The organism is Streptococcus sp. 2579 (genome assembly GCF_013277195.1).
Classification (GTDB): domain Bacteria; phylum Bacillota; class Bacilli; order Lactobacillales; family Streptococcaceae; genus Streptococcus.
This window is the reverse complement of the sequence record NZ_VMMM01000024.1, coordinates 14079-26469: the sequence shown is the minus strand read 5'-3', so window position 1 is coordinate 26469 and position 12391 is coordinate 14079. Positions and strand designations below refer to the sequence as shown.

Annotated in this window: 11 protein-coding genes; 1 reads left to right on the top strand and 10 read right to left on the bottom strand. The window is 41.7% G+C overall.

All coding sequences use genetic code 11. The annotated features are described in order from the left end of the window. Window positions 1-48 precede the first annotated feature (48 nt). Genes HT725_RS09715 through HT725_RS09705 form a run of 3 tightly spaced genes read right to left on the bottom strand, consistent with a single transcriptional unit; the run spans window position 49 to window position 2699 of the window. Entirely contained in the window at window positions 49-627 is a 579-nt protein-coding gene (locus HT725_RS09715; RefSeq protein WP_173253513.1) for a uracil-DNA glycosylase family protein, read from the bottom strand. Window positions 628-680: 53 nt separating this feature from the next. After that, window positions 681-2081, bottom strand: a complete 1401-nt coding sequence (gene pepV / locus HT725_RS09710; RefSeq protein ID WP_173253512.1) for a dipeptidase PepV — start codon at window positions 2079-2081, stop codon at window positions 681-683. A 12-nt stretch (window positions 2082-2093) separates the two neighbouring features. Next, window positions 2094-2699, bottom strand: a complete 606-nt coding sequence (locus HT725_RS09705; RefSeq protein ID WP_173253511.1) for a nitroreductase family protein — start codon at window positions 2697-2699, stop codon at window positions 2094-2096. 170 nt (window positions 2700-2869) lie between these two features. Between HT725_RS09705 and HT725_RS09700 the strand changes: the two genes are divergently transcribed. After that, the gene (locus HT725_RS09700) at window positions 2870-3670 is read left to right on the top strand and encodes an amino acid ABC transporter substrate-binding protein (protein WP_173253510.1); all 801 of its coding nucleotides are present in this window, start codon (window positions 2870-2872) and stop codon (window positions 3668-3670) included. A 65-nt stretch (window positions 3671-3735) separates the two neighbouring features. Here HT725_RS09700 and HT725_RS09695 read toward each other — a convergent pair whose 3' ends face one another. The 7 genes from HT725_RS09695 to HT725_RS09665 form a co-directional block, all read right to left on the bottom strand. After that, window positions 3736-4569 carry a metallophosphoesterase family protein gene (locus HT725_RS09695; RefSeq protein WP_173253509.1) on the bottom strand — a complete coding sequence of 278 codons (834 nt, stop codon included), beginning with the start codon at window positions 4567-4569 and terminating at the stop codon, window positions 3736-3738. Beyond that, window positions 4559-6406, bottom strand: coding sequence for an excinuclease ABC subunit UvrC (gene uvrC / locus HT725_RS09690; protein ID WP_173253508.1), 1848 nt, complete (start codon window positions 6404-6406; stop codon window positions 4559-4561). Before uvrC ends, HT725_RS09695 begins: the two co-directional genes overlap by 11 nt. Before the next feature lie 38 nt (window positions 6407-6444). Next, window positions 6445-7146 (bottom strand): M57 family metalloprotease, encoded by a 702-nt coding sequence (locus HT725_RS09685; RefSeq protein WP_119943001.1) that lies wholly within the window; start codon window positions 7144-7146, stop codon window positions 6445-6447. Window positions 7147-7224: 78 nt separating this feature from the next. Further along, complete coding sequence (gene murN, locus HT725_RS09680) at window positions 7225-8457, bottom strand: peptidoglycan bridge formation alanyltransferase MurN (RefSeq protein WP_173253507.1); 1233 nt, start codon at window positions 8455-8457, stop codon at window positions 7225-7227. A 4-nt stretch (window positions 8458-8461) separates the two neighbouring features. After that, window positions 8462-9682, bottom strand: coding sequence for an aminoacyltransferase (locus HT725_RS09675; RefSeq protein ID WP_173253506.1), 1221 nt, complete (start codon window positions 9680-9682; stop codon window positions 8462-8464). A 111-nt stretch (window positions 9683-9793) separates the two neighbouring features. Continuing rightward, the gene (locus tag HT725_RS09670) at window positions 9794-10573 is read right to left on the bottom strand and encodes an alpha/beta hydrolase family protein (RefSeq protein ID WP_173253505.1); all 780 of its coding nucleotides are present in this window, start codon (window positions 10571-10573) and stop codon (window positions 9794-9796) included. 67 nt (window positions 10574-10640) lie between these two features. Further along, the gene (locus tag HT725_RS09665; RefSeq protein ID WP_000065626.1) at window positions 10641-12302 is read right to left on the bottom strand and encodes a ribonuclease J; all 1662 of its coding nucleotides are present in this window, start codon (window positions 12300-12302) and stop codon (window positions 10641-10643) included. Window positions 12303-12391: the final 89 nt, after the last annotated feature.

The following is a 12391-nucleotide window of genomic DNA, read 5'->3' as shown; positions in this document are numbered from 1 at the left end:
AGTACAGCCTGCGGCTAGCTTCCTAGTTTGCTCTTTGATTTTCATTGACTATAAAATAGTTTTAATTCTTTTTTTCAAATCCGGCACCACTTCTGACTCAAACCAAGGATTTTTGGCCATCCAGATTTGATTTCGCGGCGAGGGGTGAACTAGTGGAAAATAGGTTGGCAAGTAGTTCTGGTAATGTTTTACCCGTTCTGTCACCTTGCCACTGATTTTCTCCTTTAAATAGTAGGCCTGGGCATATTGCCCAATCAAGAGGGTCAATTGAATATCTGGTAATTCTTGCAAGAGTTGCGGATGCCATTTTTCGGCAAAACCTGCTCGCGGCGGCAGGTCGCCCGACTTTCCATGCCCTGGAAAGTAGAAATCCATAGGCAAAACAGCAAAATAACCTGAATTATAAAAGGTATCTTCATCGATACCGAGCCAGTCGCGCAAGCGGTCACCACTTTTATCTTTCCAATAAAGTCCTGCTTCTTGGGTTTTAAGCCCCGGTGCCTGACCGATGATATTGATGCGAGCAGTCTTTGGTGCTGCAAAGAGAGGCTCAATGCCACGCTCTGTATAGGTAGCATTCTGCGGATCTGCCATAATAGCCTGCTTGATTCTTTCAATTTGAGACATCTACTTTCCCTCCAAAAAGAAGTCTAAGCATACAATCTCAGACTTCTATCGTTTTATTTGATCAATTCATAAATAGCTTCGGCATAGATTGCTGCTGCTCGGAAGAGATCATCCAAGGCGATAAATTCATTGGCTTGGTGCATGGTGTCAATTGAGTCTGGGAACATGGCACCGTAGGCAACTCCGCGTTCAAGCAAACGACCAAAAGTACCACCACCAATGACTTGCTCATGACCTTGTAGACCTGTTTGTTTTTCATAGACATTCAACAAGGTTTGCACAAGTGGATCTTCCATTGGCACATAGTGAGGGGTATGACCGTGTTCAGAAAGGCTAACAGAAGCAACTGGCAAGTTTTCAAGGATTGACTTGATTTGTTCTGGACTTGTTCCTTTTGGATAGCGGATGTTAAGGGCAATGGTATTATCAGCGCTTGTTTCATCGAAGCGGAAGACGCCTGCATTCATAGAAAGGGCACCCATCTTTTCATCCACATGAGCAATCTTGAGATTTTCACCCTCATGGTCGTTCAAGAGAATTTTACCAGCGATGTCAAGATAGTCTTTGGCTGGACCAGCAAAGTCAAACTGGCTAAGGAAGAGGGCTAGGTAAGTCGCACCATTGACACCTGAAGCAGGCATAGCACCGTGGGCTGATTTACCAATGATCGTCACCTTGTAGTGACCGTTTTCTTCTTGGAGTTCTCCTCTAAGTTTGTGTTCTGCAACAAAGGCATCTAGTTTAGCTTGCAAGTCAGCCAAATCACCTGAAACGACTGCTGTTGCTGATTCAGGTACCATATTTTCACGCAAACCACCTGTGAAGCTGTGAAGACGGGCAGCACCCGCATTTTCACCTGCAAAGTGGAGGTATTCCGTGATATTTCCTTTTTCACCATTGATGATAGGGAATTCAGCGTCTGGAGAGAAACCGAAGTCTGGTTTGGCAAGACCTACGTGCTCAAAGTAGTAGTCCATGTCTGCCCAACCTGATTCTTCATCTGTTCCAACGATGAAACGGACTTTCTTAGAAGTTGGAAGACCCAATTCTTTGATGATTTTCAAACCATAGTAACAAGCTGTTGTAGGCCCCTTGTCATCTGAAGCCCCACGCGCATAAAGGCGACCGTCTTTGATAGTCGGTGTGTAAGGGTCTGTGTCCCAACCGCTACCAGCTGGCACCACGTCCATGTGAGCAAAGATTCCGAGAACTTCTTCTCCATCACCAAACTCAAAATGTCCTGCGTAGTTGTCAACATTTTTAGTTGGGTAGCCATCGCGGTCTGCGATTTCAAGGAATTTTTCCAAGGCTTTTACTGGACCAGGCCCAAATGGATGTTCAGCATCAACCTTGCTGTCATCACGTTCTGAGTTGATTTCCAAAAGGCTAAACAAGTCAGCCAAGAGGTCTTCTTTGCGTTTTTCTACTTCTGCTGTAAAATCAATTACTGTCATATTATCTTCCTTCTATCTTTTCTCGATGATTTCATCTACTGGCAAGCGGTAGCTTGGTTCTAATTTTTCATCTGTGTAACCCACTGTGATCAAGAGTTCTGGGCGGAAACGGTCTTCAATGTCCAAAACTTCATTAACTTTTGATTTGTCAAATCCAAGGATAAGATTTGATCCGATTCCCTGATCTGTAAGAGCCAGAACCAAATTCATGGCAACCAAACCTGCATTGAGGGCTAGGTAGTCACTGACCTGTTGTTCATTGTAACGGGCAAATTCCGCAGGCAAGTTCTTCATGAAATATTGAAGTTGTTCTTCTGAGAAATTCTTTGCGCCACCGACACGGGCAATCTTGCGGGCACGTTTAGCCAAATCTGTATCTGTAAACAAGGCAATGGTTACAGGCGCTGATGATACCTGTTCAAAGTTGGAACCATAAGCCAACTTTGCTAGTTCGGTATTTTTCTCACGAACCACCACAAATTTCCATGGCTGGCTGTTGTGGGCACTGGGTGCCAAGGTTGCAATTTCGATAGCCGTACGCACATCTTTTGGATCAACTGGCTTATCAGTGAAATGCTTAGTCGCATGACGTTTTTTATTTAATTCAAGAAATTTCATAATCGATTTCCTTTTCTAATTCTACTGCTTCCATTCTACCATAATTTGAAAGAGCTTGCAGGGATTTTTCATGATTAAGATTTTTTATTACAGCCATAAAAGATATATATTGGTGCATCAAGACAGTTTCTGATAAACTAGCAAGTACTTTACATTTGAATGGAGACATTATGAAAAAATTTAGCCTTTTACTAGCTATCCTACCATTTTTGGTTGCCTGTGGGAATCAAGCCACACCCAAAGCAACCAACTCTCAAAAGACAATCGTCGTTGCTACAGCTGGCGATGTGCCACCATTTGACTACGAAGACAAGGGCAATCTGACAGGATTCGATATTGAAGTCCTAAAGGCAGTGGATGAAAAACTCAGCGACTACGAGATTCAATTCCAAAGAACTGCTTGGGAAAGTATCTTCCCAGGACTTGATTCTGGTCACTATCAGGCTGCAGCCAATAACTTGAGTTACACAAAAGAGCGCGCTGAAAAATATCTCTACTCACTTCCAATTTCAAACAATCCCCTCGTCCTCGTCAGCAACAAGAAAAATCCTTTGACTTCACTTGACCAAATTGCTGGTAAAACAACACAGGAGGATACTGGAACTTCAAACGCTCAATTCATCAATAACTGGAATCAGAAACACACTGACAATCCTGCTACCATCAATTTTTCTGGCGAGGATATTGGTAAACGAATCCTAGACCTCTCTAACGGCGAATTTGATTTCCTCGTTTTTGACAAGGTATCCGTTCAAAAGATTATCAAGGACCGTGGCTTAGACCTTTCTGTGGTTGACTTGCCTTCTGCTGATAGCCCCAGCAACTATATCATTTTCTCAAGCGACCAGAAAGAGTTTAAAGAGCAATTTGATAAAGCACTCAAAGAACTCTATCAAGATGGAACACTTGAAAAACTCAGCAATACCTATCTAGGTGGCTCTTATCTTCCAGATCAATCTCGATTACAATAAGATATATTAAAAACGATTGGACCAGCCAATCGTTTTTAGTTTGCATTGGTTATTTTAGGAAACTTTTACAAAAAATCAAAAAATTTCTTCACATCCTCTACATACCCATGCTTTTCTATTAAGTTTGCTAATAATTTCAGATTGTGCCCCTGATAGTTATCTTCACGACGTAGTTCTTCATACATTTCAATAAAAGGAAGGTTCTTGGACTTGGCCAATTCCAACTCCGCTTCATAGTCATAAGCGACTTTACGAAATAGGATATTTACCAATTCCCCATCTTCAACTTCTATCACGGTATACTGGGCACGGTGATTTTTTAACGCCTCCCAATTAAAATAAGGCATACCAATCGAACCTGGATTGATGATTTGTTGCCCTTGACTGCCATAACGAAGCAACTGCTTGTGAACATGACCATAGATTGCCACGTCGGTTTCCTCATCTAGCAGTTGGTCAAATTTCTCTGTATCATTCTCAACTAGCAAGTCACGACCATAATTTTTGTCAGGTAAATTATGTGAGAGAGAAAAACGCAGTCCCTCAACTTCTTTCTTTTCCAGCATAGGCAAGCTTCGTAGCCAGACAAGCGTTACAGGATCCATTCGCTCCATCAAAAACTGGGTCAATCGCATGAGCTGGATTTCTTTTGGATGTTCCAAACCGTATTGCCCATCCAAGACCTCCAGGACACAATCATCCCAATTCCCTCGAACACTGGCTGTGATAGGAAGATCCTTTAGCAGGGCGACCAAGTCATTTGCACCTGGACCAGGAAGAAAAATATCTCCCAGAAGCCAGTATTCACTGACTCCTTGATTTTTAGCATCTGCAATCACTGCTTCTAGTGCAGTTGCATTGCCATGAATATCTGATAAAATTGCGATTTTATGGTTCATTGTGGTTTCCTTCCGTTTGGTAATCTACTCTTTCTTCCGCCACTTGAGGCAAGGTTTCTGTTTCCTGCGAGTTCAACTTCCTCTGCACAGACTCTGCGACAAGTCTCGGCACCCCGACTTCGACAATCTTATCCACACTTGCTTCCTTGATTTTGGTCAGAGACTTGAAATGCTTCATAAGATTTTGCTTGCGTTTAGGTCCCAGCCCTTCAATTCCATCCAGTTGTGATGAAAAAGAATTTTTGGAGCGCAGTTGGCGATGGAAAGTGATAGCAAAGCGGTGGACCTCGTCTTGGATACGTTGGAGCAGGAAAAATTCCTGAGAATTACGAGATAACTCCACCACCTCAAGCGGATCTCCAAAGAGCAATTCATGGGTTTGGTGCTTGTCGTTCTTTTGAAGCCCAGCAATGGGGATATCCAAGCCCAGCTCCTCTTGGATGACTTGCTTGGCGATATTGACTTGACCTTGTCCTCCATCAATGACAATCAAATCTGGAGGAGTCAAACCGTCACGCTGTACTCGACCATAGCGCCTACGAATGACTTCTCGCATACTGGCATAGTCGTCTGGCCCAACGACAGTCTTGATTTTATACTTACGATAATCCTTCTTACTTGGTTTGCCGTTGATAAAGACCACCATGGCTGAAACAGGACTGGTCCCCATGATGTTGGAGTTATCGAAAGATTCGATACGAACTGGGGTTGGGATTTGAAGCAAGCGTCCTAGATTTTCAATAGCCCCTTGGGTCTTTTCGACAGATTTCTCTAGCAGGTTGAATTTCTGCTCTAGGCTGACTCGAGCATTCTTTATAGCCAAATTGACCAGCTGCTTTTTCTCTCCACGCTGGGGCTTGAGAATCTTGGTATCTACCAAAGCCTTGACCGCTTCTTCGTCAATATCCTGTGGAATCAGTACCTCATTGGGAACTAGATGAGATTTTTCTTGATAGAATTGTCCTACATAGGTCAAAAAATCCTCATCTGGATCATTGAAGTAGGGGAATAGATTGACATCGCGCTCGATGAGCTTGCCCTGACGAACAAAGAAAACTTGCACACACATCCAGCCCTTATCCACATAGTAGCCAAAGACATCGCGATTTTGGAGATCCTTAGCCATGACCCGTTGCTTGGTTCGAAGCGTTCCAATAGCCTGAATCAGGTCACGGTATTCCGCCGCACGTTCAAACTCCATAGTCTGGGCCGCCGCTACCATTTTGCCCTTGAGGTTATCAATGATTTTGTCATCCTGCCCTTTTAAAAAGTCAGAAACCTCCTGAGCCATAGATTTGAAATAGACCTCATCTTTCTTACAGATAGTATGGGCCATGCATTGGCCGATATGGTAGTAAAAACAAACCTTAGAAGGAAGATTCGTACACTTACGAAAAGGGAAAATCCGATCCAGTAGTCGCTTGATTTCATTGGCCGCCCCCACATCTGGATAGGGACCAAAGTAGAGACCTCCGTCCTTCTTGACCTGACGAGTGATAATCAAGCGTGGATAGCGCTCATTAGTGATTTTGATGAAGGGATAGGACTTGTCATCCTTGAGCATGATATTGTATTTAGGCTTATTTTCCTTAATCAGGTTGATTTCTAGGAGAAGTGCCTCAATATTAGACTCCGTAACGATAAATTCAAAATCTACAATTTCAGACACCAAAGCCTCTGTTTTGGTATCATGACTTCCACGGAAATAGGACCGCACGCGGTTACGCAGATTTTTAGCCTTTCCTACATAGATAATGGTGCCGTTTTTATCCTTGTGAATGTAACAACCAGGGCTGGTCGGCAAGAGCTCTAGTTTTGATTTAATCAAGTTGTTCATAGTTCCATTATAGCAAAAAAGTAGGGAAAAATAGTCCCCTACTCATTGGTCTCATATAATTTTCGAAGTCTTTCAACATCCTCTTCCTGGATACCATAAAAAGAACCTGCTGGTTGCATGACAGACTTCTCATCTGTATGGTCCAAGCCAATCGCATGACCTAACTCATGTTCTGCCGTATGGACAAGGCGTTCATAGGAATAGCCATAGTATGGATTGGACAAATAATAATGATTCAGGCGCACCGTTACGGACAAGAATTGCCCTGTTAAGAGATTAGTTTGACTTTCCGCCTCTCCTGCCACAGGAGTGCCTCCGTCGTTCATCTCCGTAGCCGTAATATCCGCCTTACTAGACTCAGTCACGAGTTCAAAGTTAAAAACACCAGTTTGATTCCAGTTCTGGATTGCTTCTAAATAAGCCTCTTGAAAGCGTGAATCCATCTGCGGATCCAGGTAAATACGAGCAGAGGCCTGTGGCCACCTTCCTTCAGAATGCTGGTGACTATCTGTCTGGCTTAACTTAGGCAGTTGCCCTGTTTTCTCCCATTGGTCAATACTTTGTTGACCAATTTTTACTGACCGTTCTGCTTGCTTTAGCGCTCCTTGAAAATCCCCGTTCAGATACCAGAGAAGTCCGAAAACAAGCACACATAAGAGCACAACTATCCAAACCAGACGCCAAAACAAACGCCACACAAAAGAAAAGAAAGCCCCTATCAAACGAAAAAGCCAGCGCATGTCTCTCCATCTTTCTAGCAAATAAAAATTATTTTACTAAAAGAAGCTAAAAGAAATCTAAATACTGACTTTTTCATCTTAACGTCCTACTATTTTTTTGAGTAACTGGATAGCTTTGTATTTTAAAGGAGATGGATGGTAACGGAAAGTACCTGCTTTGCGTACAATATAGCCATTAAAATTCTGTTTAAAACGCAAAACACCATCACTTCCATCAAAAATCCCTTGAATGCCTAGGAAGTTGTATTTAGGTATTCCACGTTTTATGCTTTCCAACATAACATATTTTTGAAGCAGGGCAGGGGCATAGAACTTATTAAACTCAGTGTAGGAACCACTAAAGAGATAAGTCGTTTCCTGAGGCATATAAACAAATAAACTCCCAGCTAAAACAATATCTTCTTCTCCATATTTTTCAATCAAGTCTCGCGCTTCTACTTTTCGAACTTCAAACGTTTCAAATTGACTAGAATATTCTCTCAGTTGATTTTGTTTTTTCTCAGAATGAGGATTTTTACTCAAATCAAGTCGCAACTTGTCCAAGTTTTCTTCTAGTTTACTTTGTTCACCTTGCAATTTGCTCATATAGTCCGAAAAATTTAAGCTTGCTATGAGAAACTCCGCTTGTTCTCCAAAAGTATCATAAAAATGCTCATAATATTCTAAACTTTTATCACTATATTCTCTACGTTCAGAGGTTTCTTTTGTTATATTCTTAAAAATCGATAGTTCTTCACGTTTTAACTTTTTCAACCGAATGCCAAAGGTTTCAGCCTTTTTCACCAAGGGTTTACCCTTTTTGCTAAAACTTTTAAGCAAACTCTTTTCAGTTAATTCAGTTAAATCTTTATAGTATAACCAATCTGGTTCTCCACCTGGATAACCTGTCGTCAATCCATCAAATTGATAACCTAAATCAGTCAAACCTTGAATCATACTTTTTTTCTCAGCATCTATTGGATTACCTTGGTTATCAAAAGTTTGGTAAGTTTCATAAGGTTTTACAAGCAACTCTAATACACCATTTTGCTTGGCATATTCTTTTAACTCCGCATAAAAAACTGGAAGAGCATCTTGTTGGGTATAAATCGGCCCCGAATTGATCTCCATATGCAGACCACCCAGCATGGGCAAGCTATAAACCAGAGCTGCAACTTGAATTTCTCCTTCTTGTTTCAAAGCAAGATAAACAATTCGAGCCCCTCTTTTTTCTAACAAGTCCCCCATCTGGACAGATTGCATAAAGGAACGAGAAGAAACCTGATCAGAATAAGCCTGAAACTCTTCTTTCGTGAGTGTAATTAGTGCCATATACTTACTTTCTATGTTTTTTTCTTAATGTTTTACGGAAATCAAGAGCAAGTCTTAACAGAGGATAGAGAGGATGAGTGGGCATTGTAAATTCACCCAAGTATTCTTCAATCGTTGGATTAAAATTAGCTTTAAAACGATAGAGTCCACCATCTAAAGCATTCTCGACGCCTCCTAAATTTTGCCATAAAATGCCACGTTCAAAGGAATATCGAGCTGTCTCATACCAAGTCAAAATAGGAGCTTTATAACGTCTAAAATCTTCATCCATTCCTGCGTATAGATTGACAGAAGTTTGTCCGAATTCTAAAGTCAAGGTAGCTGCTAAAGGAACTCTTGCTTGACCTGCATCCATATATTCCTGCAGGAAAGTCAATTCCTCTAACAAACGTTCTTTTTCCTTCTTCTGCGCTTCTACTTTTGAAGTTCGAGTCGACTCAGTAAAGGTCTCTTCCAAGGCTCTGTTTTTCGCTAACTGTTCTTCTAATTCTTGCAAACGTTTAGAGACATCCAAGGTGGCCAAGGTGATATAGGCCTTGTCCTTAAAATTATCTAACAACTTTTTATAATAGGCTTCATTCCTCAAATGAATCTCTTTCCGCTTCTCGGTTTTTTTCATCAAAAAGGAAAAAGACTCCAATAATTCAGTTCCACCAAATTGAATCTCTACCCCCTTATTCCGTGCTGTTCGAATAGCCTGCTTTGTTGACTTGGAAAGTTTATCTTCTTCAAAATTTTCCTTGTATATTTTCGCCTGAATACGAGGTTGAATGGTGTCTCCCATTTCCTCTGTTTTTCCTGACCACCTTACTCCCATTCGTTGCAAACTATCAATAATAGCCAGATTTTCAGGAAATTCTGTCTTTTCCTGATTGATTAAACTTTGAGACAGGCAAATACTTGGGTCAAAAGTCACAAAAACCGCTCTCTTACTGCGAGCATAAGACTTAATGGACTGAATGACAAAACTCAAGAGTTCTGTATCTCCATAATCCAATATGGGTCCTCTTGGGATGTAAAACATTTTATAGCCTAGCGGAAGAGCTCTAATCAAAATACTAGCTGTCGCCAGTAATTTTTCTTCCCTGTAAACACCAAACTTCTCATGTTGCCAATCAGACTTAACTTCTTCCCAGGCACTACTTTGTAATACATTGGCTAATTCATGGTCTTTGACAAACTGATCATATTCTAATGTGGGAATGCCAATTTGATAACGGTACATTTCCTACTCTCTTTCCTCCAGTATCTTATTACTATTCTACTACTTTCGTTTGAAAAGTCTAGTGAAAACATATTTTATTTTAGTTCTACTCCTCTTATGCTGCAGTTCAAACTAAGTCAATCTCTCTTCTAATTTGAAATCAATTGGCAGAGCTGCTAAGAACCGTTCCAATTGTTTTTCCCAATAATACCACTCGTGAGTTCCAGCACTATGTCTATAGGTCACATCAAATCCCAGTTTTTTGAGATTTTTCACTGCTAGATTATTGGCTTCATACAAGAAATCCTGCTCGCCACACCAAGCCCAAAGCTTGGTCTTTTTGTCCGATTTTTTAGCCAGACTTTCTAGAGAATAGGGGCTAGCTGTCCAATCTTTAATCTCCCCAAACACACCTCTCCAATAAGCCGGTGTTCCCAAATTTTGGCTCTCAGGAGAAAAATCTTGAAAGCTGAGGGCACCTGAAAAACTAGCTGCATGAGAAAAACGATTTGTAGCAAGAGCCAGTTTGAAACAGCCATAGCCTCCCATAGAGAGGCCAGCGATAAAGGTCTTTTCACGCTTACTGGTCATGTTAGGGAAGAAGCGTTTTAGAACCTGTGGCAATTCCACTGCTAGAGCTGTGTAATAGTCAAAACCATACTGGGTATCGGTATACCAACCGTTGCTGGTATTGGGCATAACAACGATGATATTAGTGCCTCGAAGCAAGCGTTCTACATTGGTCCGCTTGAGCCAGCTATTATGGTTGCCAGACATCCCGTGCAAGAGGTACAAGACAGGGATATCTTTACAATCTGGTTCTTCCACTCGATTGGCATCGGGGTAGAGGACATTCACTCCCCACTCCATATCCAAGACTTGTGAGTAATACTCGATTTTCATTACTGCCATAATTTTTTCCTTTTATTTTCCGATAAGAAAAGCCGAAACTCGACTTTCTCTCTGTTTATTTCAACAATTATTTTGCTTCCATGACTACTGGTAAAATAGCTGGACGACGCTTGGTCTGGTCAAAGAGATACTTGGTCAGATTATCACGAACCTTCCCTTTAAGATCTGCCCAGTCAAAGTCATCGCCTTGAAGATAGTCTTCTACCGTCTGATTAATCAATTCTGAACTTTCACGGAGAATATCACGACTCTTCTTGAGATAAACAAACCCACGCGTGTGAACACGAGCCTTGGCCACAATTTTCTTCTCACGACGATTAACGGTAATTGCTACGATGAAAATGCCATCCTCTGACAAGACCTTACGGTCACGAAGAACCACATTTCCAACATCACCAATGGCATTCCCGTCAATCAAGACATCTCCTGCCGAAACCGCGCCAGCTGGGACAAAGTCCCCATTCTCATAAGCCATGCTGGTTCCCTTTTTAGGGATGAAAATGCGTTCTGGCAACATTCCAACCGCCATAGCAGCCTTAGCATGGGCATCCAACTCGCGGTATTCCCCTTGAATTGGGAAGAGATACTTAGGTTGCAAGAGATTAATCATCAACTGCAAATCACGCGCATTTCCGTGCCCTGATACATGTAAACTTTGGGTAATCAATTTGACAACCCCTCCTGCCTGATAAATCATATTTTCCACACGCGCAACGAAGGCTTCTTTAGCAATAGACGGAGCCGTAGCAATATAGACCAGGTCCCCATCCTTGATTTCTACATAACGATGGCGACCAATCGACATCTTACGAAGTCCATTGATAGGTTCACCCATACGACCTGTCTCAAGAATAATCAACTCATGGTCTTCAAAGCGAGACATATCTTTCGGCTTAATCAAGAGAATTTCGTTGGCTAAAGACAACTTCTTGAGACGAATCGCTGTGCGGACGATATTTTCAATATCAAATCCTGTCAAGACGATACGTCGACCTGTTTTATCCGCAGCGTCAAAAATCTGCTGGATACGAGAAAGGTTACTGGAAACAGCTGCAACGATGATACGACCTTCCCAGTCAGCAATGGTTTGGGTAATTTCATCTCTAACTTCACTTTCACTAGCCACCTGAATATTGCTGTCCGCATTGGCCGAATCACTGAGGAGAGCCAGGACGCCGTCACGACCGATTTCTGCCAAACGAGCGAAGTCTGTCGCATAGGATTCACTAGCTGTCTGGTCAAATTTGAAGTCACCTGTATAAACGATGCTACCTTCAGCTGTCTTCAAGACAATTCCCAGGCTCTCTGGAACGGAGTAAGTCGTAGGGAAGAAGGAAACCACTGTCCCACCAAAATCAATCTCCGTATCTTCATCAATAACATGAAAATCATTAAATTTCTTGACTGCGTCATTTCCTTTGACAAAGAGTTTTGCCAACTCAATGGTCAACTCAGAGCCAAATACAGGTACCTTGGCTTCAGCCAAGAGATAAGGCAGAGCACCAATAGCATCTGCATGTCCGTGAGTTAAAAATACCCCAGCAATTCGATCTTTATTTTCAAAAAGGTAGTCCATCTTTGGAATCACCACATCGACCCCTAATTGTTCATTTTCGGGATATTTTAACCCTGCATTCAAAACAAAAATGGACTCTCCAATTTCAGCAATGTACATATTTTTCCCATTTTCACGTACACCACCAAGTGTTGTTAAACTAATATTACTCATTTTTCCTCCAAAATCTTAGTTTATCTTGATTATAGGGTTGCTTACCCTCTTATTCTAAAAGCACTATTACTGTTAGCCGAATCTTTTCC